The organism is Massilia genomosp. 1 (assembly GCF_011682185.1).
GTDB classification, from domain to species: domain Bacteria; phylum Pseudomonadota; class Gammaproteobacteria; order Burkholderiales; family Burkholderiaceae_D; genus Telluria_A; species Telluria_A rubra.
In genome coordinates this window covers 1-22,612 of the sequence record NZ_WHJF01000109.1, presented here as the reverse complement: position 1 = coordinate 22,612, position 22,612 = coordinate 1, and the positions used below count along the sequence as shown (strand labels likewise).

Annotated in this window: 23 protein-coding genes and 3 pseudogenes; 4 read left to right on the top strand and 22 right to left on the bottom strand. The window is 56.6% G+C overall.

Going from position 1 to position 22,612, the window contains the following annotated elements; translation table 11 throughout:
- Positions 1-309 precede the first annotated feature (309 nt).
- Together F1735_RS27830 and F1735_RS27825 are read right to left on the bottom strand one after the other, a co-directional pair.
- Positions 310-1,863 (bottom strand): annotated as a pseudogene (locus F1735_RS27830) (Tn3 family transposase); the annotation flags it as partial.
- A 63-nt stretch (positions 1,864-1,926) separates the two neighbouring features.
- The gene (locus F1735_RS27825; RefSeq protein WP_167239950.1) at positions 1,927-2,619 is read right to left on the bottom strand and encodes an IS6 family transposase; all 693 of its coding nucleotides are present in this window, start codon (positions 2,617-2,619) and stop codon (positions 1,927-1,929) included.
- Between the two features lie 167 nt (positions 2,620-2,786).
- Here F1735_RS27825 and F1735_RS27820 point away from each other — a divergent pair, with 167 nt between their 5' ends.
- Entirely contained in the window at positions 2,787-5,753 is a 2,967-nt protein-coding gene (locus tag F1735_RS27820; RefSeq protein WP_167239949.1) for a Tn3 family transposase, read from the top strand.
- 30 nt (positions 5,754-5,783) lie between these two features.
- Here the strand turns inward: F1735_RS27820 and F1735_RS36865 are convergent.
- From F1735_RS36865 to F1735_RS27760, 13 genes and pseudogenes are all read right to left on the bottom strand, one after another.
- Positions 5,784-6,215 (bottom strand): annotated as a pseudogene (locus F1735_RS36865) (IS3 family transposase); the annotation flags it as partial.
- A gap of 33 nt (positions 6,216-6,248) precedes the next feature.
- The gene (locus F1735_RS27815; protein WP_229506000.1) at positions 6,249-7,547 is read right to left on the bottom strand and encodes an IS4 family transposase; all 1,299 of its coding nucleotides are present in this window, start codon (positions 7,545-7,547) and stop codon (positions 6,249-6,251) included.
- A gap of 68 nt (positions 7,548-7,615) precedes the next feature.
- Positions 7,616-7,911: pseudogene (locus F1735_RS27810) on the bottom strand (transposase); the annotation flags it as partial.
- A gap of 128 nt (positions 7,912-8,039) precedes the next feature.
- Positions 8,040-8,453 carry a nucleotidyltransferase domain-containing protein gene (locus F1735_RS27805; RefSeq protein ID WP_167239947.1) on the bottom strand — a complete coding sequence of 138 codons (414 nt, stop codon included), beginning with the start codon at positions 8,451-8,453 and terminating at the stop codon, positions 8,040-8,042.
- A 12-nt stretch (positions 8,454-8,465) separates the two neighbouring features.
- A complete protein-coding gene (locus F1735_RS36860; protein WP_229505999.1) occupies positions 8,466-8,984 on the bottom strand; it encodes a hypothetical protein in 519 nt (172 codons plus the stop codon).
- A 145-nt stretch (positions 8,985-9,129) separates the two neighbouring features.
- Entirely contained in the window at positions 9,130-9,915 is a 786-nt protein-coding gene (locus F1735_RS27795; RefSeq protein ID WP_167239946.1) for a HEPN domain-containing protein, read from the bottom strand.
- A gap of 118 nt (positions 9,916-10,033) precedes the next feature.
- Complete coding sequence (locus F1735_RS27790; protein WP_167239945.1) at positions 10,034-10,264, bottom strand: hypothetical protein; 231 nt, start codon at positions 10,262-10,264, stop codon at positions 10,034-10,036.
- A gap of 80 nt (positions 10,265-10,344) precedes the next feature.
- The gene (locus F1735_RS27785; RefSeq protein WP_167239944.1) at positions 10,345-10,797 is read right to left on the bottom strand and encodes a hypothetical protein; all 453 of its coding nucleotides are present in this window, start codon (positions 10,795-10,797) and stop codon (positions 10,345-10,347) included.
- A 134-nt stretch (positions 10,798-10,931) separates the two neighbouring features.
- The gene (locus tag F1735_RS27780) at positions 10,932-11,231 is read right to left on the bottom strand and encodes a hypothetical protein (protein ID WP_167239943.1); all 300 of its coding nucleotides are present in this window, start codon (positions 11,229-11,231) and stop codon (positions 10,932-10,934) included.
- Between the two features lie 350 nt (positions 11,232-11,581).
- Positions 11,582-11,959 carry a hypothetical protein gene (locus tag F1735_RS27775; RefSeq protein WP_167239942.1) on the bottom strand — a complete coding sequence of 126 codons (378 nt, stop codon included), beginning with the start codon at positions 11,957-11,959 and terminating at the stop codon, positions 11,582-11,584.
- Positions 11,960-12,034: 75 nt separating this feature from the next.
- Positions 12,035-13,300, bottom strand: coding sequence for an IS4 family transposase (locus F1735_RS27770; RefSeq protein WP_167239941.1), 1,266 nt, complete (start codon positions 13,298-13,300; stop codon positions 12,035-12,037).
- A gap of 947 nt (positions 13,301-14,247) precedes the next feature.
- A complete protein-coding gene (locus F1735_RS27765) occupies positions 14,248-15,312 on the bottom strand; it encodes a tyrosine-type recombinase/integrase (RefSeq protein WP_167239940.1) in 1,065 nt (354 codons plus the stop codon).
- Between the two features lie 11 nt (positions 15,313-15,323).
- The gene (locus tag F1735_RS27760) at positions 15,324-15,779 is read right to left on the bottom strand and encodes a hypothetical protein (protein WP_167239939.1); all 456 of its coding nucleotides are present in this window, start codon (positions 15,777-15,779) and stop codon (positions 15,324-15,326) included.
- A gap of 369 nt (positions 15,780-16,148) precedes the next feature.
- Here F1735_RS27760 and F1735_RS27755 point away from each other — a divergent pair, with 369 nt between their 5' ends.
- Together F1735_RS27755 and F1735_RS27750 are read left to right on the top strand one after the other, a co-directional pair.
- On the top strand, positions 16,149-16,685 hold the full coding sequence (locus tag F1735_RS27755; RefSeq protein ID WP_167239938.1) for a hypothetical protein: 537 nt from the start codon (positions 16,149-16,151) through the stop codon (positions 16,683-16,685).
- Positions 16,686-17,108: 423 nt separating this feature from the next.
- On the top strand, positions 17,109-18,521 hold the full coding sequence (locus F1735_RS27750) for a hypothetical protein (RefSeq protein WP_167239937.1): 1,413 nt from the start codon (positions 17,109-17,111) through the stop codon (positions 18,519-18,521).
- Positions 18,522-18,685: 164 nt separating this feature from the next.
- On the opposite strand, the gene F1735_RS27745 is transcribed toward F1735_RS27750, so the two are convergent.
- The 7 genes from F1735_RS27745 to F1735_RS27715 all read right to left on the bottom strand — a co-directional run bounded on the left by F1735_RS27745 (position 18,686) and on the right by F1735_RS27715 (position 22,200).
- Positions 18,686-19,042 carry a hypothetical protein gene (locus tag F1735_RS27745; protein ID WP_167239936.1) on the bottom strand — a complete coding sequence of 119 codons (357 nt, stop codon included), beginning with the start codon at positions 19,040-19,042 and terminating at the stop codon, positions 18,686-18,688.
- A complete protein-coding gene (locus tag F1735_RS27740) occupies positions 19,029-19,589 on the bottom strand; it encodes a hypothetical protein (protein ID WP_167239935.1) in 561 nt (186 codons plus the stop codon). Before F1735_RS27740 ends, F1735_RS27745 begins: the two co-directional genes overlap by 14 nt.
- Positions 19,589-19,852, bottom strand: coding sequence for a hypothetical protein (locus F1735_RS27735; protein ID WP_167239934.1), 264 nt, complete (start codon positions 19,850-19,852; stop codon positions 19,589-19,591). The genes F1735_RS27740 and F1735_RS27735 overlap by 1 nt, the downstream gene beginning before the upstream one ends.
- A gap of 89 nt (positions 19,853-19,941) precedes the next feature.
- The gene (locus F1735_RS27730) at positions 19,942-20,214 is read right to left on the bottom strand and encodes a hypothetical protein (RefSeq protein WP_167239933.1); all 273 of its coding nucleotides are present in this window, start codon (positions 20,212-20,214) and stop codon (positions 19,942-19,944) included.
- Positions 20,211-21,158 carry a helix-turn-helix domain-containing protein gene (locus F1735_RS27725; protein ID WP_167239932.1) on the bottom strand — a complete coding sequence of 316 codons (948 nt, stop codon included), beginning with the start codon at positions 21,156-21,158 and terminating at the stop codon, positions 20,211-20,213. Before F1735_RS27725 ends, F1735_RS27730 begins: the two co-directional genes overlap by 4 nt.
- 309 nt (positions 21,159-21,467) lie before the next feature.
- Positions 21,468-21,839 carry a hypothetical protein gene (locus tag F1735_RS27720; protein WP_167239931.1) on the bottom strand — a complete coding sequence of 124 codons (372 nt, stop codon included), beginning with the start codon at positions 21,837-21,839 and terminating at the stop codon, positions 21,468-21,470.
- 49 nt (positions 21,840-21,888) lie between these two features.
- Positions 21,889-22,200 carry a hypothetical protein gene (locus F1735_RS27715; protein WP_166899262.1) on the bottom strand — a complete coding sequence of 104 codons (312 nt, stop codon included), beginning with the start codon at positions 22,198-22,200 and terminating at the stop codon, positions 21,889-21,891.
- 160 nt (positions 22,201-22,360) lie between these two features.
- On the opposite strand from F1735_RS27715, the gene F1735_RS27710 reads away from it, so the two are divergent.
- Positions 22,361-22,612, top strand: a 252-nt coding sequence (locus F1735_RS27710; protein WP_167239930.1) for a hypothetical protein, incomplete at its 3' end; no start/stop codon positions are given.

The following is a 22,612-nucleotide window of genomic DNA, read 5'->3' as shown; positions in this document are numbered from 1 at the left end:
TGCATAATTTGATGTGCTGCTCAACTTACAGCTGATAGTTTACTGTCAAACGTAAATTATTACTTCGGCGAAAGGTGATAGTTAACTTCGGTTGCCATGAACCCTACGCTCTGGCACAGTGTCACTATAGTTTCCATGTTGTAACATTATTGTTAGCAGATTAATACCATGTCCACCCAAAGCGCCGCTCAATTGAATCTACCAGTACCAGAAGTGCCCATCGAAAACGCCTCGTCGCACCAGGCGCGCAATGTGAGGGTCGGCCGGGATCCGTGTAAAAATACCCAAATTGAGCTGTAAGTGACTGAATTATTGAAGAATCTTGGTTTTGTAGTTCATTGGCGGCAGCTTTCTTTCCAAGTCTAAGGTGTAATCGCCATACCGATTGATGTGCTCGGTTCTATAGGGCGCAAGGCCGGCAAGGATTTCTTCATCGATCGGCAACCCCTCCCCCTGCATTTCCTTCAATACACCCGTCATCGCCTCGACATTGTGAAGGATGGCCAGGTTGGCCACCAACTGATTGTATTTCACAACTTTGCGCTGCTCGTGACGCACGTTTTCGGCGATGATGCCTTGGTTGCCGAAAAACAGCCACTTGATGAACTGGTTGAATTCCTCGCTCTTATTGGTCGCGGCTTGGATCGTTTTACGCAACTCTACGTCTCCAATATATTTGAGGAGGAAATCAGTCCTCACGACCCGCCCGAGCTCGCGGAACGCAAAATACAGCTTGTTTTTCCGGCTCGCCGTGCCCAATCGGCGCAGTATCGTCGATGGGGTGAGCTTGCCCGCCCTGATGGATAGCGCGATGCGCAGCATGTCCGGCAGATGGATTTCGATCAGTTCCCAGTTGATTGATTCGCTGAACAAACCGTTGATGTGCTCGTAGCGCGTACCGCGGTCTGGTTTGTAAAAAACAAGGCTTTTCAGGTTGCGTATGCGCGGCATCAGTTTGATCCCGAGTAAATAGGCCAAGCCGAACACAGGTGCGCTTTGCGCGTGCGTGTCGCCATGCAGCGTATCAGGCTGAATGTCTGACTCGTTCTTGATCAGACCATCCAAAATATATATCGCCTCGTACACGCCGCACGGAATGAAATGGCTAAATAGCGCGATGTACATGTCAGACACGTGGTAATACCCGATGCCGCCGTAGCCCCCGTAGCGAATGTGGTACTCGGAAAGGAGATTCTGCTCGTACATGTTCCACTTGGTGCCGTCCGCCGAAGCGCTCTTTCCTGAACCCCAGTATTTAGGCAAGAGGAATTTGTTGTAGGCATTGATGACCTGGACGATGGCTTTTTCCAAGCGCTCTTCCGTGATGTGGTGCAAATTGAGCCAGGCCACCTGCTTGCGGCTCAAGTCTTTGACCGAACGGGCGGTCTGCGTGGCGCCAAGATTGCATCCATAGCAGAACAGCGTGGTGATGAAGCGTTTACGCGGATCGTCGATCTTCGAGTCGAATCCAGATAGTGGGCCGAAATGTTTATGCAGATCCAGCCATCCTTCGGATTCCACTAGGATGTCTAGGATGTTCTTTTCAGGTAGCCGCGCTGTGAGGATCTTATCGATCTTTGCAAGTGCATCAGGTTGGGCGTCCTTGGCGTGTTTTCGCATGATCAGCTCGGTACCTACCAAGTCCACATGCTCGTTATCCGGAAGGCCTGCATCCACACGGGCGGCGGTCTCCCCAAGCGACTTCTTGAGTGCTGCGGAGAATGCCTTGGGGTCCGTCTGCAGCCCGAGCATGGCGCCGTACTCCCCGACTTCGGCCTGGTACTGATCCCAATCGACCAACTGCGTGCGGTAGTCGCTGAAGTGATCGCTATTGGCAACAAACAGATCACCCGATTGCAGCTCCTGCAGGTTGTGTCGCGTTGTTGAGCCCAGCACGAATTTTTTCATGTTGAGCATGACCCCTGCTTACACTGGACGGACTTGTCCTGCCAACGCATAGAACTTGTCGGCGAATGACATGGGCGAAGCGTCATCGACGGCGAACTGGCCCTTCCGGATCATATGCATCAGCTCGATGCCGGCGATCACGGAGCCGGCAGACCGGAACGATTTGAAGTTGAGCATCGGCCTGGTCACCCGTTTGATGGCGCGATGGTCCTGCTCGACGATGTTGTTTAGGTATTTAACTTGGCGCACCAGGATCGGCACATCGCGGCCGGCGTTGATCGCATCGATCGCCGCCTTGTTGGCACCGCTCTTGTCCATCGCGACCTTGTCCGGATCGCCGTTCGCTCTCATGGCCTTGTCGAAGAAGCGCTTCGCCGCAGCCATGTCGCGCTTCGCGGTCAGCAGAAAGTCGACGGTCTTTCCCTGCTTGTCGACAGCGCGATAGAGGTATTTCCATACGCCCTTGACCTTGATGTACGTCTCATCCATACGCCAACTGCCGCCGACCGGGCGCTTGTGTTTCCGGGCCATCTTCTCGATGAGTGGCAGGAAACGAATCGCCCAACGGTTGATCGACGAATGGTCGACCGACACGCCGCGCTCTTCCATCATCTCTTCGAGGTGCCGGTAGCTCAGCGGATAGGCCACATACCATCGGATGCAGACCAGGATAACGTCGATCGGAAAGCGCATCCCTTTGAAGTTGAGCATGTCGATTCGTCCTGGGTTCGGGCGCCGCAGTTTACATGATTGCCCCGTCGACGTTCGCTAATGCGACAGAACCGCGTCAAACGAACCACGCTAATTGAAACAATCGCGCGAATCGGCGGCGCCGGGCCAACATGAGGAGCCTATGCACCTCAGAAGTAGCGTGACGCATGGCGCGCCGCTCGATACTTTCCGCAACCGAAAGGGAAAGCTTACTTGCATTCCCAGAAAGCCAGGATGATCTCATCCGGCATTACAGCTTCACCGAGTCCGATTTATCCCTGATTCGGCAGCGCCGCGGCGACGCTAACCGAATCGGCTTCGCCGTTCAATTATGCCTGCTGCGATACCCGGGCTATGCACTGGCCAGCGACATGCCGGTGCCGGAACCGATAGTTCAATGGATCGCCCGCCAAGTACAAAGCGACCCTGACGCTTGGCCGCAATATGGCATCCGCGACGAGACACGGCGTGAACATTTTCAGGAACTGCGCGCCTATCTGACGCTGTCGACATTTGGACTTCGAGATTTTCGCACGGTAGTGCACAGCCTTGTAGACCTTGCCATGCAAACCGACAAGGGATTGGTGCTCGCGAGTCAATCGTTGGAAATATTGCGGCAACAGCGCATCATTCTGCCGACGCTTACAGTCATCGAACGGGCTTGTGCCGAAGCCGTGACGCGCGCCAACCGGCGTATCTACCGGTCGCTTGTGGAGCCGCTTGAGCCGCACCACAAGCGCGGATTGGACAATCTGCTGAGCGTCGCTCCTGACACGAATATCACTTGGCTGATGTGGTTGCGCCAGTCGCCGCTTAAGCCAAATTCACGGCACATGAGAGAACACATTGAGCGCCTAAAAATCTTTCAGTCGCTCGCTTTGCCGGACGGGATAGGCCGACAGATTCACCAAAATCGGCTGTTGAAGATGGCGCGGGAAGGCGCCCAGATGCAGCCGTACGATCTGGCCAAGTTCGAGGACGGACGACGTTACGCGACCCTGGTCGCGCTGGCGATCGAGGGCATGGCAACCGCCATCGACGAGCTGATCGACTTGCACGACCGGATCATGGTTAAGGTGTTCAGTGCCGCCAAAAACAGGCATCAGGAGCAGTTCCAAAAACAAGGGAAAGCGATCAACGACAAGGTTCTCCTGTACTCGAAGGTCGGGCGTGCGCTTGTCGCAGCCAAAGAATCCGGCGCCGACCCGTACTCCGCCATTGAGGCTGTCATTCCGTGGGCCGCATTCGCACAGAGCGTCACCGACGCGGCCCAGCTCGCCCAACCCGCGACGTTTGACCATCTGCACCTAGTCGGCGACCACTACAGCATGCTGCGGCGCTACACCCCGGAATTGCTGGACGTACTCAGGCTGAAGGCGGCACCGGCGGCGCAGACAGTTCTGGACGCCGTCGACATCGTGCGCGAGATGAATGCGACCGGATCGCGTAAGGTGCCGCCCGATGCCCCGATCGCCTTTGTCAAGGCACGCTGGAAGCCGTTGGTCATCACCGGCGAGGGCATCGATCGCCGTTTCTACGAGATCTGCGTCTTGTCGGAGCTGAAGAATGCGCTACGTTCCGGCGACATCTGGGTGTATGGCTCACGCCAGTTTCGGGATTTCGAGGAATATTTGTTGCCATCGGCTAAGTTCAGGGATCTCAGAATGGCACGCCAGCTGCCGATCGCCATCAATCCAGACCTCAACGAGTACCTGCTCGAACGCGTGCTACTGCTGAACCAGCAACTAGCAATTGTCAACCGGCTTGCGCTTGCCAATGAGTTGCCGGACGCGATTATCACCAACACCGGTCTGAAAATTACTCCCCAAGACACGGTGGTGCCGGAATCGGCCCAGGTGCTGATCGACCAGGCCGGCAGTCTACTGCCACGCATTAAGATTACCGAACTGTTGATGGACGTTGACGAATGGACCGGGTTCACCCGCCACTTCGCGCACCTGAAAAGCGGTGCGCAGGCTCAGGACAAGACCTTGCTATTGTCGGCGATCTTGGCTGACGCGATCAACCTCGGTCTGACCAAGATGGCAGAGTCGAGCCCCGGCGCGAGCTATTCCAAGCTGTCATGGCTACAAGCGTGGCATATTCGGGATGAAACCTATTCGGCCGCTCTGGCTGATCTGGTCAACGCCCAGTTGGGCCATGCGTTCGCCGGGAACTGGGGCGACGGCAGCACATCATCGTCGGATGGGCAGCGCTTCCGCGCCGGCGGACGCGCCGAGAGCACGGGCCACGTCAATCCGAAGTACGGCGCCGAACCGGGAAAGATGATCTACACGCACATCGCCGACAACTACGCTCCGTTCAGCACCAAGATGGTCAATGTTGGCGTGCGGGACTCGACCTACGTGCTCGACGGTTTGCTCTATCACGAGTCGGACCTGCGGATCGAAGAGCACTACACGGACACCGCCGGCTTCACGGACCACGTGTTTGCACTGATGCATATTTTGGGATTTCGCTTCGCGCCGCGCATCCGGGATCTAGGCGACACCAAACTGTACATTCCTGGAGAAGTTGGAGAATATCCTGGGCTGAAGTCCATGATCGGCGGCACCCTGAGTATCAAGCATGTGCGTACCCATTGGGACGACATTCTGCGTTTGGCCTCGTCGATCAAGCATGGCACCGTGACGGCATCGCTCATGCTTCGCAAACTCGGCAGTTATCCGCGCCAGAACGGCCTGGCGCTCGCGCTGCGCGAGCTGGGGCGCATCGAACGGACGCTGTTCATCCTGGACTGGCTGCAAAGCGTTGAACTGCGCCGACGCGTGCATGCGGGGTTAAACAAGGGCGAAGCGCGCAACGCCTTGGCCAGGGCGGTCTTTATCCACCGGCTCGGTGAGATTCGGGATCGGAGCTTCGAACAACAGCGGTACCGCGCCAGCGGATTGAACTTGGTGACGGCCGCCATCGTGTTATGGAATACCGTGTACCTTGAACGGGCAACGCAGGCTCTGCGCGAAGCTGGCAGGCTGCCCGACGATGGCATGCTCCGGTACCTTTCGCCGTTGGGCTGGGAGCACATCAACCTGACCGGTGACTATGTTTGGCGACAGAGCCGGAACGTTGAAGAGGGAAAGTTCCGGCCGCTTCGGACTGGCGGAAATCCTTAGCGTACTATTTTTTCCGAATTCTGTGGGCACCCCTTCATCAGTCATGACATACGTTATATCGGTCACCCAGGCTTCGTTGGGCCGGGTTGGCGCGAACGTTTGGTTCAACAGGTTCTCCGCTATCGGGAATGCATGGCGCGAGTTCGTCGTCGCCTTGAACTTCCGTTTTTGCTTGCACCGCAGGCCCAGTTCCTGCCGCAGCCGCACGATACGGTCACGTCCCGTATCAAATCCTTGCGAGACCAGTTCAGGCTGCAGCCGTAACGGGCCGTACGTCTCCCGTGTCTGGACGTGCGCAGCCTTGATCGCCACCTTCAGTCGCTCATCGCCCTGTGCACGCCGGCATGGCGGGCGCTCCACTGCTGCATAGAAGCCGCTGCGCGATACATCAAAGACACGGCACAACAGGCCAAGTGGATAATCGAGTCGCACCGACTTTATGAACGCGTACCGGGCAGCGACTCAATCCTCCCAAGTTAAGGAATCTGCACCCGCTCAACATGGTTTTTGCGTCATGAATTTGTGCGACTTCGGTCTGGCTTTGCGCGGCTTCGATTGATTTTCTCGATGAAGGTATGTGTGTTTCCCAAGCAATTTGAGCAGTTTGCGCAAGTGCGTGGCGATCTGCTTGCCCAGCAGCAGTGCCGGTATCACGGGTTTCAGTGCGGTATGGGCGTAGGCGTGGTTGATGTGATCGACGGCACGCAGGTCGGCCTGGTCATGTGCGGTCAGCGCAGCCAAGGTCTGCAGGTTGTCGCACATGATTTTGGCTGCGACATCCTGCACCACTGCCTGCTGGCTCAAGCCGGAGACATGCTCCAGGTTGAGCCGGTGTTTGAGCCGTTTGAAGGCTTCCTCGATGCGCCAGCGCTTGTGGTACAGGTCGCCAAAGGCGCTGACCGGGAAGCGCGCGGTATCGAACAAATTGGTCATCAGAACGCGCACTTTGCCGTTCGGCGCGATGTGGCGCACCAGACGAACCTGCTGGGGCGCGCGGGTGAACTCGTAGTCGGCGGCCTCGCGTTGCGACGGCGCTGTGAGCGTGACGACCTGCTCGTCGAGGCCGGAGCGCAGAAACGCGCGCACGCAGGCGAAGCCGCCGTTGCCGGCTTTCTCCACCCGCATGCAGAATGAGATGGCGCGCTCGTTGAGCAGGGCGACGATCCAGCGCGACGGATAGCCCCGGTCCAGCAGCAGCAAGTCCTTGCTTGAGAGTCGTTCCAGATGCTGGACCAGCATCTGGCGTTCGCCACATTCCTCAACGCCGTGCAGCGAGGCCGCCAGCATCAACTCGGCACCGGGCAGGAACAGGCCGAAGAGAATTTGGTCCGGTAGCGCGGCGCGCTCGAGGCGACTGGCGCGCAGGCCGAAACGCACCGTCGAGGCGTCGGCGGCGACCAGACGCAAGCCACACCAGCGGGGCACGAACCCGTGCTGCTCGGCGCGCTCGACGAACCAGTCGTTGAGCGCGGGGATGGCGGTCAGGGACAGCTTGGCGCGCGCTTGCGCGAACGCCTGCTCGGACACCATACGCAGTAATTCGGCCTTCCCCGCCAGACGGCCGAAGAACGTGTCGAGTTCGGCCTGAATGCTCATGCGCATGCCGGTTAGCATGAGCGCCACGAGCGACGGCAACGGCAACTTTCGGCGCCGTGTGAACGCCGTCGGATGTTCAGGATGCCTGGCCGACTCGAGGAATTCGGGTGACTGTAATCGCAAAGCGAGGTCGGTAAAAAGAGCAGTAAGGGACATGGAAGCCAGTGAGAAAAAAATCTCACTGGCCGCGCAGTTCATAATTGAAATGTCAAGTTATTTATCGAATTTTTACCATGTTTTCGAGGAAATTCCTTAACTTGGGAGGATTGGGCAGCGACTCCCTCGCAAAGTACGCGGTGGCCTTTTTTAGCACTTCCTTCTCCATGCGCTCGACGGCCAGTTCTTTGCGCAGCTTCGCAACCTCGGCTTCAAGCTCAGCGACGCTACGGCTGCCTGGCGGTGCAGTCGGATCGCTACCGCGCTTGGCCGCGCTCACCCAGTTCGCCAATGTCCCCCTAGGGATGGCGATTCGTTTCGCCGCTTCTTCCAGCGTCAAGCCTTGGGCAAGCACCAGCTTGACGGCTTCCGCACGGAACTCCGGCGTGTATGTCGTTAATTTCATAAGTTCGCTCCCTTTGACAAGTTTATCAAATGGAAGTGTCCACGGAACTCAGGCTACCTCAATGATCGACGCCGCTTCACCGTCTTTGATGTATTTGATTTCCCAGAGTTTCATAGATTTTTTTCCTTTCAGGTTGCGTCCGTCATTGGCCAGATACGTAACGCTTTAACGATTTTGCATTCAATGTTCAATCCGCAACTGGGCTGGATTTCTTTGGTTTGCCTATATTCCGCCTGTCCAGCTGAAGTTGTTTTCCATTCCCAGCTTGATAAGGACCCGCTCTTCATCCGTCCCCAGGCACTTTCAAACGAGTCCCCATCGAAAACAATCAGGCAGTCCACATCGTCTCTGTGTAGCGCCGAAGCAGCACGAACTTGCCCGCATACCTCTCCATCACCAAATACCAGCAGATCCCAGTCTGAGTCTATCCTCGAAGTGCCATTGGCCCTTGAACCGAATAGCCAAATTGCATTGACGCCGGCAATCGTTGACGTTAGGCGTGAACAAAATTCTTCGATGGGTTCCAAAGCGGGCTGTGCCATATTTTTTCTTGCTTACGCTACCGGTTTATGTTTCTTGATGATGGCTGCAATCTCGGCATCAAGTTGTTGTTGCTCAGTTCTTAATTTCACCACCGCTTTTTGCTGGGCCTGCCGGTGCGCTTTGGCGCCCACAGGATCAAATCTTTCCCCAACATAGTTGGCCTGATTCTCTTCTGGAAAATCCTCAAAATAGTCTGACCATTCACCCATGTCTGCTCTCCTCGAATCTATACCCGACTGCCGGTCGGCCACGGCGGCCACAAGGGCCCAGTCTCCTCGCGGCCTGGCCGCCTTCGTCACGCCGGCGCCAGCCGGATCGGCGCACAGTAGCACCCGTGCATTTTCCTTGGTGCGGGGCCACCAGCTTTCGAGCGTGCAAAGCAGGGTGAGTTGCCCCTTTTTATCAACCCGGCATACCCCGCTTGCGCTCTGCCACGTCCTTCTTTGTCTGGATTTTTTTAAGATGTGGCAGGACCTGATGATCGTAAATTGCTTTTTGGGCCGAAGATAACGAGTCATAGCCTCGGTCATTATACAACTGCTTGCAGTAATTCTTCAGCTTCGAAATTTGTGTCCATAATCTCTTTCTCGCGGCTTGGCCGCTCTCGTCGCACCGGCGCCAACTGGATCGGGACCCGCAGCGCCTAGTCAATTCCCGATCCCACGTCAACCGGGGTTATTCAATTTTCATCTTTGTTGTGATCCAGCTCCGAGTTATGGCGGCGCTCTGACCCTGGCGCTTCTTGACGTATCCCCACGTCGTCGACGCAGTGGCATGTCTGATCGGAAATACAGCGCTGGGTAGAACAGTGTGTGTAAAATCGGCAGGGGCCCAATAAGGATTGTTGTCGTACAGGTAGCGTCGAAAATCGGTACTTAAACGGCCGCGAAATGAATCGGCTAGATCAGGTAGACCCATCTTGTTGCGCAAGCTATAGGCCAAGGAGTCAAGCGCGAACAGATGTCCGGTGTTGTAGCGTTCTCCGTAGTTATTGTAGCGATTGGACGCCGAACCTTGCTTTTCCAGTTCGGCAATATAGCTTGCCAAATTAAAATGCACTAGCCCGACGCCTCCGTTCGGTAGTTGCAGTCCAGGATGCGGTGCCAAGTCGATGCAATCGAAGTCCGCCTCCACTTTTCTAGCCTCCTCCAATAACCGCTTGAGCCCATGGCCTTGTGAGAATGGCCTTATCGATACCCCCTGCAGAAGCAAAAAAGCCTTAATATATTTTTCCACTGTCTGCGAAGCTGACCAGAAAAACGACCGGTTCAGCCCACCAATCGCCAACGCACGCGCAGCCAGGTAGTCATGGTCTGCAGGCATGACAAACGACTCGAAAATCACGTCGACAATTTCTTTTTCAATCTGGAACTGTACATCGTCGGGGAGCATGGAGAAATTCTGTTCCGTGTCACTAACGTTAAATGCGTAAATATATCCCTGTCCTGTCGTGTCTGCCATAAGTCCTTCTCTGCATTTTCCTTGGCCGTTAAGCCGGTTGTGCCGGCGTGGCAAGCCGCTGCCCACAAGCGCCCCGCAGTCGTTGCACATAGTTTTCCGCTCAATTCTCGACTAACGTTTAGACCTTCTTGGGGCTGTCCATTTTTACATAGCGCCAGGTCGTCAATCCAATCGCCATCGCAACGTTCTTCGCCGTAACTTTGTCGCCAAAGCCGAGAACCACTTCCAGGTCAAGCGTGTCTACAAGGTCATAGTCGCCCTTGGTGAAAGCGGAAAGGCCACCGTGTCTCGTTGTGTCGACGACATACCATTGCACCTTGGTTCCGATTGTCGCGAGAAGATACGTCATATTTTTCCTTTTTATGATGGTCCTAGCAACTAGAATTTTTTTCCAGCCTTTCTGCTCGAGTGCGCAACACGTCTCTTCGTTCAAGTTTCTTCGGCTGCTATTTGCTTTAGAGCTTTGCCCCCTCCCGTTTTTGTAACGCCGCAAGCCGTTCTTGCGTAGGCAGTCTTGATTCGGTGTACGCCGTTTGGTCTAGGACGCTCGGCATAGATGGCTACAGAAGTACGCGGTTCTAGCTTTTTTGGCCAGTTGCCGCCGTCGCTAAAAATCGGCATGACAAAACTTCCTCGCTCTGACGTACCATGATAGAAAACACCGGCGTCAATCAAAGTTACTGGAAAAGCGCTTAAGTTAGTGATCGTGATGCTGAATCGCAATCGTGGATCAGCGTTTCCAACTGGCACAAGGTGTGCGGTGGAAACAATCAGCTTTACTCTCGATTTGTCGAGTCCTGCCCAAGTATTGATGATTCCCAGAACAGCCCCGACAAAGGCGACAGCAAGCGTAATTGCTTGGAATAAAGAGATTTCGTGCATTTTTTCTGTCAATGAAAAAGTTGAAATTCGATTCGTTCGTTTTCTTCGGCTAAATCTATGGATTTTCCTCGCGGCCTGGCCTCTTTCGTCACGCCAATGCCGGCAGGAGTGCGTATTGTCATATTTTTCCTAGGTCAAAAGTCGCCTGGCTGCCTTTTTGGGCTCGCTTGAGCGCTAATGCTCCAGCGTACAAGGCCAATGCTGTCGAGTAGGTTCATGCATTCATCTTGAAACACCATAGGACCTGGGACAACGAAGCAGACCTTATAGCGGCGGCCAAGTTTCGATTCTCCGTCCGGCGCCACCCTTAGATCGTCTACCTTACGATACACCCGCGCCAAGCCGGAGCGTAATGCTTTAAGTTCATCCTCGGTGGCGACAACATTTGTGATTTCAACATTCATCTGCCCAAGATCGTTCACTTCGGTACGCATTGTTTTTTCCCTTGCGGCGTGACCGCACTCGTTGCGCCGGCACCGGCCGGCTCGGGGCCACAGTGCCAGGTCGTTTTCCTATCGATCTTTCTGAGGTGGTATTGCACTCGCTTGCAGACACTTCACAGCACCTGCATGCTCGTAGCAGAGACTGACCCGACCAGTTTTTTTATCCAAAACCCAAACGCGATCCTCCGCAGCTGTTGAACCTTGGGTAGCCTCAATTTGATACCTATCGGGCTGATCGCAGGCGGCTAAGGCAAAGCACATGGCCAAAAGGAGATAGCGCATATTTTTGCTTTTTCGCGTCAGCGAATTTTCCAGACCATCAAAAAAATAATGTTAAATGATCATAATACGCCTGCGAACTCTCGCCGAATTTTTTCTTTTGATACTTGCAGGTAAGGATCTAGATGTTCAAGGTCGGCATGGCCCTGATCCCGCAGCCGGGTTGCCATCGTGTGGAGACCGGAATGACTACTTCCGCCCTCGATGCCCGCGTCTTTGAACAGCTTCGTGACGTGGGCCTGCAGCGCGTCACAGGCCACATAGTCGACCTGCTCGCCGTCGCTGTTGATTCTGCGTTTGCAGTTCATCGAGTACTTGTAGCCCTTGAATGTTAGTACCAACTTGCAATCCGGACGCACGCCTCGATACTTCTTGGGATCGCCACTCATGCGCCAGCGCCGCTCGATCCGGCAAGACAGGTAACGTTCTATGGCCTCCATAAGTATCCGGTTTGTCGGGTAGGTGCATCGTTGGCGGCGCCCCTCCGTGATGCAATCCACCCAAGTTAAGCCATTTCAGCAATTTTTCTGACTCATTGCCTTGTGCGGTTTGGGGCCTTGCTTGCGTGGTTTCGAGAGATTTTCACGATGTCGATAGGTGCGTCCAGCGATCAAGCCAAGCACGCCCCGTAGCAGTGTTCCGATCTTCCGTCCGATCACTCTTCCAAGCAGGAGGATGGGCATCAACGGCTTGAGCGCGGTGTGGGCGTAGGCATGGTTGATGCGTTTGTTCGCGGGCAATTCGGCGTCGGCATGGGCAGTCAGCGCAACCAAGGCCTGCAGGTTGTCGCAGACGATTTTGGCGGCAACATCCTGGGCTACGGCTTGCTGGGTCAATCCTGTGACGTGTTCCAAATTGAGACGATGCTTGAGCCGTTTGAATGCTTCCTCGATGCCCCAGCGCTGGTGGTAAGGCTCGCCGAAGCTATCAGCCGGGTAGAGCTTGTCGTCGAACAGGTTGGTCATCAGAACGCGCTGCTCGCCAGTCGGCGAGACGTTGCGCACCAGACGCACGCGCTGCGGCTTGCGCGGGCACTCATAGTCGATCGCGTCCTGTTTGTCTGGCGCGCGCAGCATGACGATCCGCTCGTTCGCGCTTGAGCGCATGAAATCGCGTACGCAGGCGAAGCCACTGTCGTTGTCGACACGCATGCAGAACTTGATGGCGCGCTGGTTCAACACTGCCACCAGCCAGCGGCAGGGATAGCCGCGATCGAGCAACAGCAAATCGCCCGGGGAAAGCCGGTCGAGATGTTCAAACAGAAACTGCCGTTCGCCACGCTCGTGGACGCTGTGCAGGGAGGCGGCGAGCATCAGGTCGGGCCCCGGCAGAAACAGGCCGAACAGGATTTGATCGGCAAGGGCGGCGCGTTTGACATGACTAGCGCGCAGACCGAAGCGTAGCGTCGAGGCATCGGCTGCGACTAGGCGAAGACCGCGCCAGCGCGGCACAAACTGATCCCGCTCGGCGCGTGCGATCAGCCAGTCGTTGAGCCGGGGGATGGCCGTCAGCGACAGCTTGGCGCGTGCTTGAGAGAACGCCTGCTCGGACACCTCGTGGACCAACTGAGCTTGTTGGCGCAGATGGGCGAAGAAGGTATCCAACTCGGCTTGGATGCTCATGCGCATGCCCGTCAGCATGATGGCGACTAGCGTGGGCAACGGCAATTTCCGACAGCGTGAAAACGCAGTCGGATGATCGCAATGGCGTGCGTCGTGGAGAAATTCTGTCGAGCATAGTCGGGCGGCGAAGTCTTGAAACAAGGTGGTCAGAACGGACATGGCGAGTAGTGGAAGCAAAAATTCGCACTGCCGGCCGCACTTCTAAATTGATGTCAAGTGTTTTTGTATCTATGTTGAAAATAAGTCATCTAATTGCACATTAAATGCTAACTTGGGTGGATTGCTCCGTGATGGGGGCCCGAAGGGATACCTCTTGCCGGATCGCCCCCAGACGGAAACAGCACGTCGCCGTCCTCAATTTGCGCAATCTCGGACACGCGTATGCCGACATGGATGCCCAGCAGCAGCACGAGAATATCGCGAGCCGAATTGCGGTTGGTGGCTTCTGTGACGCGGAGTAGATGCCGATACTGGCGGGCTATAAAACGGTGGCTTGTGCCATTGCACACCTCTGGACAGGATTGAAATCGGTTTTATTCAGAGGGAGAAGCCGTTGGCCTCTTTTTCTAGTCTACCAACGCATGTTTCCTCATGTCCTCGGAAAGGCGATCGCTGCCGAGGCAGCGCTTCAGCAACAATATGCAATTTCCGACGTCGAGCTTGAACCTCCTCGGCAAGGTTCCGCCGAGGCGGTTTGCAGAATTCCAGGTCCAGCGTAGCGTTTCGAAGCCTGCGCCAACGGTGGCGTGCCTAGGTTACACAATTTTTTGCTGTGTAACTTTTCTTGTAACCTGATTTTGTGTAACTTTTGGGCTCCCTCAACAGGACCAAATTTTGACAGAATGGCCTGGTCGCGCGCCGATCCGGCAGCTGCTCCACACGGTCCGGCATGCGAGTGTAACGCCTTGATTCCTTTGCGAATTTATCCCTTCGCGGCGCAGCGGAATGACGACTCCCGCAGCCGTGGAACATTCCGGCCGATGACGCCAACCTGATTGCATTTGGACCCTGTCCAATCTGCGCAACTGGACACGGAACTGTCGATATTCCCCGGAAGCAATGCAACGCTGGGAATTGTCACTGAGGATTAGGTGTTGTCACGAGAGTCAAGCACCGCTAGGGCCGGTTTGACGCGTATTGCCCATTTTCCGCCCACTGTAAATTTTGTCCTCGATCCGGTCCTGCGCACGGCTGGCCACGTCCATGTTCACTTCCAGGTAGCCCATCGTGGTCTTCGGGTCCTTGTGGCGCATGATGGCTTGGATGGTCTGAATGGGCGTGCCTTCCTCCGACATGAGCGTGGCGCAGGTGCCGCGCAGGCGATGGGGCGTGATCCCGGTGAGGGAGGTGGCGGCGTTTGCGCGGCGCATCGCGTATCGGGCGAACCCATCCGGCAGCGCCCTGCCCTGCTTACCTGGTGCGATGAGGCCCTGCGGTCGTCGTTGGGGTGCCAGGTACGCAACCAGCCAGCGCGGCATCGGCACTGGGACCGCCTCCTTCCCCTTGGTAATGCCGGGCGTGAAGGTTCGCCGCTCCCAGTCGATCCACTCCCAACAGGCGCTGGCCGCTTCCGACTCGCGCAGGCCCAGGCCGTACATGAGACGCACAGCGATGGCGACGGACGGCGAGCGCGTGGTCGCCTTGTCGATCTCGGCCAGCCAGTCGTCGGTGGTTTGGGTGGGCAAGGTGGCGCGCGGGATTTTCTGGACCGGCAGCATGGGCACGTCCCACGGCAGCCTGGGAATAATCTTGCGCTTGACGGCCCAGTTCACCAGCAGCTTGAGCTTGCGCAGCCAGTGGTTCGCGGTGGCCGGCTTGCGCGTGGCCAGGTGCGCGTTTCGCGCCTTCTCGATGATCTCGGTGCCTAAGTCGCTAATCAGCAGCTGGCCCAGCCCGTGAAGGTGCCGGCGCTTGAAAACGTCGATCCCGCGGCGATGCGACTTGCTGGCGATCGGCGCGCGCAGTTCCTCCCATTGCTCGATCAATTCCTCCAGCGTCGGGACCAGCTGCATGCCGCTCGCGAGCAGGACGGCATCGGCGTACGCCTTGGACATGATCGCGTGAGCGCGCTTGTGGTTTACTTCGTGGGTGGTGCGCTGGTGCCGCGCGCCACCGGCGAGCCGGAAGCGGTAGTGGTAATACTTGCCAACCTTGAACAGGGTGCTGGACATGCCGCCCCCGGTCAGGCCGGGGGGATGAACGAACCGAGCTGGTGCAGCACCGGCGCCGGTGGCGGTTCCGGTGGCAGCGCCGGCGCGGCCATCGCTTCGTGGGCCTTCTTGATGCTGTGGCTCATGCTGTAGGCGGCCTGCCCAAAGCTTTTCACATGATAATAATAGGTGCGCTCGCTGATGCCCAGCGCGGCGGCCGCCTGCTTGGCCAGCGCGGCATCGCCGACGTAATACGCCTTGAATGCCAGGAACTTGCCCTTCCATTTCTTCATGTCGGCCAACGTATGGACGGCCATGTTGAAATACTGCATGTCAGGGTGGTTACGGGCGTTTGGCTCCCGCCCCACCTTGGAGGGCTGCAGGCGCCCAAGGGTGCCGCTGCTGGCCGGCCGCATGTAAAAGCTGCGCGTCTGGCACCAGCGCACCCACTCGTCACAATATTCTGCTACTACATCCCGATTTTTCATCCGCTCTGCCTCCGTGGTCAACTTGCGGGGCAGTCTAAAGCCGGTTAATGAATAACTTAGATTTTCACCTTAAAGAGGCGGACACAGAATTCGGGAAAAATAGTACGATAAGCTCAAAAATTACAGCCGAATACCCTGGGGCGGCGACGGAAATCGTCTAAAGTACCATTTTCGACTGCCCATCGGTCTCGCAAGGTTTTACACACAAATTTCTTTTGAGCAACAAATGCGTTCGTATCGGACGCACAGGGTGTCGACAAACACTTGTTTTCTGACGGTCCGCTTTCGGCCAGAAGCGGACATTCAAAGACCAGATGAGTGGCTTGAATACCTCTGGCAATCCATCAATGCACACACTTACAATTAAAAATGAAAACTGCTCTTACCGCTATCCTGCTCGTTCTAAGTGCTAACGTCGGCGCCGTGCCGTTTTTGGATCGATCAATCGATTTTTCGATCGATACACCAAAAGACACCAAAGTCGAGAAGAACACGACTTCCCAAGGCAGTATTGTCTCGATGAAGTTTCGGGATGACAAAAATTACGAGGCCGTGACCCTGCAGGCCATGCGCATCACGAACGGCGGTTCATTTGACATGCCTATTCTCTCGGTTTTCACTGAATTTATTGGAGGTATGTCCGATCGGATCGGCACCAGTCCGATCAAACCGATCCGTACTATCACCTATCTTGGCATGACCTTGTACGTTGCAACCCATCTCGGTGTGAATACCGGAAGCGGCAGCCCTCAGGGGATCACGACGGTTGCGTATTTTGCCGAAAAAGGCACTTGGCGCAAAATGATGTTGCTGCAGTTTATGTCGGACGCCAATGCTGCCCCATCGGATGCCGAACTCTTAAATAGGTTCGCAAGTTTGAAATACGAGCCTTCCCTTAGTAGATGACGGTAATCGAGAGTCTCTTCAGTCGCCAACGTCCGCAGCCATTTTGATATGATTTTCGGTTTTGTTCATCAACAAGTTACCCAAATTGGAGGCCGCATGCCGGGGTGTGAATTAAGCAGGCTCAGCGGCCGCTTCGGGGGCGATTCCGGCCGGTCGTCGCCGGCTGCGGAGATTTCTTGTCAGCAAGCTGCTATCATCGCTCGACAGGCGGCTTTCGGCCAGAAGCCGACCTTCGGTGGTTTCATAACGCAAGATCCACGAGGTGCATTTGTTCCTTACTGTTAGGGCGTGCTAAAGTCGGTGAGGTCATTGATACCTGATGCCAAAAGCGGTATTCACATGATCAAATTTTAGCGGCACAGCGCGAGACATTACACCTTTTCCGGTGTCTACATCGTCAGGGCACATGAACACCAAGGGCGCATGAATCAACTCACAGAGCAATCCTCCGATATCTTTAGCAAGCGGCTGACCTATGCGGCTTGCGGCTTGTGGCTCATGTCGTTGGCGCTTCCTGGTTTCATGGTCGACTCCCGCGCTGAACCTTTGTTTGGCGGGATGATTCTCCTACTCGGAATCCTGTTCGGCTGGGCCGTTCATGGGTGGTCGGCATACGCGAATATCTTCTTTCTTGTGGCGGCCGTTGCACTTTTCTCGGGGCGTCGGCCGCGCGGATCGGTATTAACGATGCTCGCGCTCGCAGCCACGCTGCCGCTTTTCAAAGGCGTCATTCAAGATGCAGGCTCAGGGGCAATACTTCCGGTAGTCGGTTGGGGCTGGGGAGCGGTCCTCTGGATCTTCTCTCTTATTCTACTAACCACGGCCGCAGCCACCCGAACGCAGCTACTCTCTCTCCTGGGTGCCAGAGTCGTGCTTGGCTTGCTGCTGGTGAGCCTCGTGGCGGCTGCCGGTTTCCATCTGAATCAGCGGTCCGCCGTAAACTCTCAAGAACGCAGTCTCTACTTGTCGGGGGGCATGGCCTTCACGCGTGTGCCGCCATGCGACCTGCCGTTGACATCCGTCGACGCGCCGTTATTGCCGCACAATGCAATTGTGGCACTGGACGTCGACCCCGACTTGGTCAATGTCGCAGGAGGCACGCCATATCTGTGGCTGCCGAAGCTGCCGAACTACCAGAACAGCGACTTTGCGTGGGTCACATTCCGCGATCCAGTCATTTCAGGCGGCGAAGTAATGGTTCGCTTTGCCATTAGGCCAGATCGTCCCGTCCTCCAAGCGCGAAAAACGGAGCAAGGCGCTGTCCTGCGACTTCTCAGCAGCGCTTCAGGGCCCGTCCTGTATGAGCAGGAGCTAAAGGTAACGTCAACTCTTCGCGGAAGGCCGCTGTACTGTCCAATGTCAACTCAGATCTTCACTGGGCTGCGGGTTGGGTACGACACGAACATTCTGCGAGCCGTGGGGCAAGAATACGTCGCGCCGCGACCGGAGAAGCTGGTCGAGGAAGAGGCTCGAATACCTTGTAATCTGAGTGCAGAGGACAAGGACGGGATGGAGGGGCTGAGGGATTGGGACGGCCGACAAGTAATCCTGCAGCCAGAGTCCGTCCGCGCCAGGCCCGGCTTCTGCTCAGATACATACATCGTGCTCACTGACATCAGCGATTATTCCGCCGGCGGTTTGAAAGATCTCAGCCCAGTTGCCCAGGTGTTTGATCGCAAGACACTTCGCCCCCTCGCCACATTTAATGACGGACGCGTGTGTCCGAAAGTGAGTTGTGAGGAGGCACCTCGTGAGACCGCGCGGGGTGTTCGTGTATCGGACGCTCAGATTATTGTTGAGACTACTTCTGGTGATCTGGTAGCAAAGCGGTTGTAGAGCGCCCTTACAGGTCAATCGGAACGACATTCTATCGACCGCCGGTCGTTTCCGAAGTTGAGCATTCCAATGAATACGCTATGTCCGCAATGGGGCGTAAGCGGACGGTCGGACGGCGGTGCTGTCACCTTAACGTACTATTTTTCGAATTCTGTGCTCGGTCCTTAAAGCGCACGGCGCCATGGAAACGCCGGGGAATAGCCAAGGAACAGGGGCTTGGCGAAGAAGTTGCGCACGCGCGGCGGGACGATCGAGCGCGGCGCTTCCGGTGCGCTCTCCTTTTTTTCGAGTTGGTGCCGGGCGCGTATCGTCAGTTTGTACTTAATCCCCTCGCGGATCAGACAGCCGCGTTCGACCAGATCGCAGTAAAGCTCGACCATCTTGCAGTGGTCGATGCCGGCCGGGAGCTTGCGCGTGACGAAATCGCCATGCAACTCGGCGCCCTGGTAGATCGTCATTGGCCCCTTGATAAACGCTGTCAGGATCTGCTCGCTGCGTGAATTCTTCTCAGGAAATTTCATACCCAGCTCCTGCAGGCGCTCGCCGGTGGGTTTTGACCGGTGTCTGGTGGACCCGGCCGGCGGCGATCCGCGCGGCGATCATCGTTTCGGCGGCGAACAGGTCTTCGCGGGTCGCAACGGCGCACTGCGCCTCGTGAATCGCCAGCGCATTGCTCACCGCGTTCATGCCCGGCCCGTCGAGCCGGTACTGGCCGGTCCTAGCGCCCCTTTCCGCCGCCCGCGCCATCGCCTCCAGGGCGGGTATCATTTCCGAAACGTACTCTTCGCCAATGCCCGTTTCGGCAAGACAGAGCGTAATGTTCATGGCCGTGCAGAGATAGACATACGACGTCTCGGTTGCATCGCCCAGCTTGATATCCTCGAACGCACGCCAATATTTTACGCAGATGAGGGTCACCTCTTCCCCCTTGATCGGCAGCGCATTCATCATGCGCACGTCATGCCGAGATACGCCGGCAGCGATCACCTGCAGGCCGCCACCGACGGCACACTTCTTCTCGCGATATGCCTTGACGCGGCGCTTCGGCGATCCATGTTTGCTGGCCATTATGCGTGCTCCAGCAAAGAACCCTGCCGGCGCACATTCGCGCGCTCTAGCGGTGCTACGTTCATCTTCTCGGCTTTCATTTTCGTAAGCAGTGCTGTTGCGGCCGCCCGCCCTTTGGCAGCCTCCTGGTTGAGATAGTTTTCTATTTGCGTGTAGGCCAGCTCGCGCTGACGCTGCACTTCCGCACGCAGCTTCGCCTTGACTCCGGCCAACGCTGTTTCGCCGTCCTCCCGCCTGACCTGGTCGTAAGCGACCTCGCGCACGTGCTGGGGGGCCCCTGCCAAAAGGCGGATTTGGCAGCATTCCCGGTGGGCATTGAAGCGCCCCGACAGCGCTACGCAAAACTCGCAACTCACCTGGTCGGGCCGATGAGGAAGCTGCGGATCGTGGTGATCGACATGTCCGCTACGTCGTGGATGCGGATCATCATCGCCGCGCTCAGCGCGACCTTGAGGTTCCGGATATTGCTCACGTTCGTCGGGGAGACGCCCAGTTCGCGCGACAGGGCGGCGTCGTTCTTGACGCCGAGCTTCGCCATGACAGCGTCGAGCAGCATGCCGACGTTGTAGGACGGGTTGTTGACGTCGATCGTCACGAATTTTCTCTCGGTGGTGGTGGTGCTCATACATCGTCCTCATCGGTGGTAGGTTGGTTTTTTCGTGCTCGTGATGCTTTCAAAATCGCTTTCATGCCGGCCACGGCGCCGGCCGGCATTCCGTTTTTGGCGCGGGGAGGCGCCTCGGTCGGATCGACGATTCCCACGCGGCTCTGGCGCCGTGGTGCCGGTGGGACTCCGCCGTTGTCGATCGCAGCCTGCACCCGGCCCTTGAACGCCAGGGCGGACTCGCCAGCTTGCGCCGGTTGCAGTCCCAGCCGCGCAGCTTCGGCCGCGACGCTGGCGTCCGACGCCCACCAAGCCTGGCTGGCCCGAGTGCCAGTCGCACGTTCCGGGCCTCGGGCATTGCGGCACCAGTTGCGCCACGGGCCTTCCCATTCCAGCTTGACGCCACGGGAACCTGCCATCGGCACCCAGTGGTCCCGGAACGTCTCAGCCACCTCGCGGACATGGTCTTCGGTCCAGTCCGGAAACTTCGCCAGCGCCCAGTCACCCCATGATTTCGGAAGTGCAAAATCTTTGGGCAAACGGGTACCGGTTGCCGTGTTCCGGTTAACTGATGATTCAATTGATGGTTTACTGATGGTTATGGGTGCGAGATCTGCGGGGGTTTTTGGCAGAATCTGCGGGGGTGGGGGTGCAGATTTTGCGGGGGTTGGGTGCGAATTCTGCGGGGGTGCAGATTCTGCGGGGGCGTCGAAATGGGCCGAATAGATGCGGTAATTCGTGCTGCGGCCACGCCGCATTTCGCGCCGAAGGATGCCGAGCGCTTCCAAGGCCGTGATGTGGCCTTGAACGGTACGCTCGCCCATGCTGCATTTGTACGCTATCGTCGCGATCGACGGATAACACTCTCCCTGGTCGTTGGCGTTATCGCACAGCGCAATCAACACAAATTTCTGCCCCGACGGCAACGGCGACTTCCATGCTGCTGTCATTAAACTAATACTCATTTGAATCCTATGTGCTGCATCAGAACGGCGCGCCGCCCGTCATGGGTTCGATACGGTGTTGACCACGCAGTCTCTGCTGGGCGACTTGGGCGACAATTGCCGCCAAGAAGGCTGGGTTCACTCATCGGATGTCATTCGGCGCAACCGCCGCGCGAACGCAGTGGACGCATTTGCCGTACTGGGCCAGCTGCTTGGCGAACACGTTCTTCCCGCAAGCGCATTTCTTTGGCCTGAGCACCGGCCCAGGCTTGGACGCCCGCGTCCGCTCGCTAAACATGCCGGAGCCGATCCGACCTCCGATCGCCCACGTCACGCCGCTTTCCAGGTAATGGCACCGCTCGTGCCGTTTGGCTTGATCTGGCCAAGTGTTTTCAAGCGCTGCAGGGGCGCATACAGCTCGGGCGATTTAACGCCGAGTGCATTGGCGATCTCGGCCACAGTGCGGCCGCCGTGCGCGCGTACGTGCTCAAACGTCTTGCGCTCGATGTCGCTGGGCGGGCGCCGTCCTGCGCGCCGCGCAGGTTCATCAAGCACATGCCTGGCGTGCAGCGCGGCGTGCTGCGCCGCAAAGTGTTGAAATGCATTCATTCGGTCTTCTTTATTGGAGAACATGTTTCCAGTCACACGGACAGACAGTAAGGGCGGCACAACGCCGTCCGCTAAAAATGCAGACTTGCGCATTTCATGCCAGCGGACTCGATTAGAAGATCAACTGCGGAGCACTAGGTTTTCATCGGTACTCGTCCGGTTGCAGGTAGACAATGGCGTCGACGGGCACGACCTTGAGCCCGGCCGCTGCGAGCAAACGCGCGCAGTAATTGAGCTGCCCGCCCGATTTCGCACGAGAAATGGACGATTCGTGCATACCCATTCGGTCCGCAATAGCGGTAGCCGTTGCTTTATTGATAAAATGCAAGATTGTCGTAAAATTCTTGCGTGACTGGTCGGTAATTTCCGGGGATACTTGGGCCAGGTCGGCCAGTTCACTCTTGCTAAACTCGGCGTCGGACGGGTCCGTATCCATGGCGAAGCTGTTAGGCATGGAGAAATCCTATGCTGCATGGGTAAAAAATTGATAAAGTACCGGCGGTAGGCAGGAATGAGATGGTCGAAAAGATTCGTGTCGAGCTGGGCGAGTAACTTTTCCGCCACGTGCAACAAGCTTGGCGCGTGCGGACTGCGTGCTACCCGACTGCACCGCAATGTCAGTTTCAGTTTTCTCGACTTCAAACATTGTTGCCACCAATAAATTATATAACAAAATATTACAGTTTTTCGCAAGATTTTACAATAAATTATTGCATTTAGTGATTTTAAGAAATTATTTTGGTAAAAATATAAAAATGACAGATGTGCAAAAAGACGCCCCTGATCGCACCCAGCGCCTTCGGGAGGCGTTGCAGCGAAAAAATGGCGGCAACGCGTCGGAGCTTGCGCGATACGCGCAGGTGGTC

What these genes read in the sequence shown, in the direction of transcription:
- F1735_RS27825 (WP_167239950.1), bottom strand. Translation starts at nt 2,619, where the DNA reads ATGCTCAACTTCAAAGGGATGCGCTTTCCGATCGACGTTATCCTGGTC.
- F1735_RS27820 (WP_167239949.1), top strand. Translation starts at nt 2,787, where the DNA reads ATGGCGCGCCGCTCGATACTTTCCGCAACCGAAAGGGAAAGCTTACTT.
- F1735_RS27815 (WP_229506000.1), bottom strand. Translation starts at nt 7,547, where the DNA reads ATGAACTGCGCGGCCAGTGAGATTTTTTTCTCACTGGCTTCCATGTCC.
- F1735_RS27805 (WP_167239947.1), bottom strand. Translation starts at nt 8,453, where the DNA reads ATGGCACAGCCCGCTTTGGAACCCATCGAAGAATTTTGTTCACGCCTA.
- F1735_RS36860 (WP_229505999.1), bottom strand. Translation starts at nt 8,984, where the DNA reads ATGACCGAGGCTATGACTCGTTATCTTCGGCCCAAAAAGCAATTTACG.
- F1735_RS27795 (WP_167239946.1), bottom strand. Translation starts at nt 9,915, where the DNA reads ATGGCAGACACGACAGGACAGGGATATATTTACGCATTTAACGTTAGT.
- F1735_RS27790 (WP_167239945.1), bottom strand. Translation starts at nt 10,264, where the DNA reads ATGACGTATCTTCTCGCGACAATCGGAACCAAGGTGCAATGGTATGTC.
- F1735_RS27785 (WP_167239944.1), bottom strand. Translation starts at nt 10,797, where the DNA reads ATGCACGAAATCTCTTTATTCCAAGCAATTACGCTTGCTGTCGCCTTT.
- F1735_RS27780 (WP_167239943.1), bottom strand. Translation starts at nt 11,231, where the DNA reads ATGCGTACCGAAGTGAACGATCTTGGGCAGATGAATGTTGAAATCACA.
- F1735_RS27775 (WP_167239942.1), bottom strand. Translation starts at nt 11,959, where the DNA reads ATGGAGGCCATAGAACGTTACCTGTCTTGCCGGATCGAGCGGCGCTGG.
- F1735_RS27770 (WP_167239941.1), bottom strand. Translation starts at nt 13,300, where the DNA reads ATGTCCGTTCTGACCACCTTGTTTCAAGACTTCGCCGCCCGACTATGC.
- F1735_RS27765 (WP_167239940.1), bottom strand. Translation starts at nt 15,312, where the DNA reads ATGTCCAGCACCCTGTTCAAGGTTGGCAAGTATTACCACTACCGCTTC.
- F1735_RS27760 (WP_167239939.1), bottom strand. Translation starts at nt 15,779, where the DNA reads ATGAAAAATCGGGATGTAGTAGCAGAATATTGTGACGAGTGGGTGCGC.
- F1735_RS27755 (WP_167239938.1), top strand. Translation starts at nt 16,149, where the DNA reads ATGAAAACTGCTCTTACCGCTATCCTGCTCGTTCTAAGTGCTAACGTC.
- F1735_RS27750 (WP_167239937.1), top strand. Translation starts at nt 17,109, where the DNA reads ATGAATCAACTCACAGAGCAATCCTCCGATATCTTTAGCAAGCGGCTG.
- F1735_RS27745 (WP_167239936.1), bottom strand. Translation starts at nt 19,042, where the DNA reads ATGAAATTTCCTGAGAAGAATTCACGCAGCGAGCAGATCCTGACAGCG.
- F1735_RS27740 (WP_167239935.1), bottom strand. Translation starts at nt 19,589, where the DNA reads ATGGCCAGCAAACATGGATCGCCGAAGCGCCGCGTCAAGGCATATCGC.
- F1735_RS27730 (WP_167239933.1), bottom strand. Translation starts at nt 20,214, where the DNA reads ATGAGCACCACCACCACCGAGAGAAAATTCGTGACGATCGACGTCAAC.
- F1735_RS27725 (WP_167239932.1), bottom strand. Translation starts at nt 21,158, where the DNA reads ATGAGTATTAGTTTAATGACAGCAGCATGGAAGTCGCCGTTGCCGTCG.
- F1735_RS27720 (WP_167239931.1), bottom strand. Translation starts at nt 21,839, where the DNA reads ATGCGCAAGTCTGCATTTTTAGCGGACGGCGTTGTGCCGCCCTTACTG.
- F1735_RS27715 (WP_166899262.1), bottom strand. Translation starts at nt 22,200, where the DNA reads ATGCCTAACAGCTTCGCCATGGATACGGACCCGTCCGACGCCGAGTTT.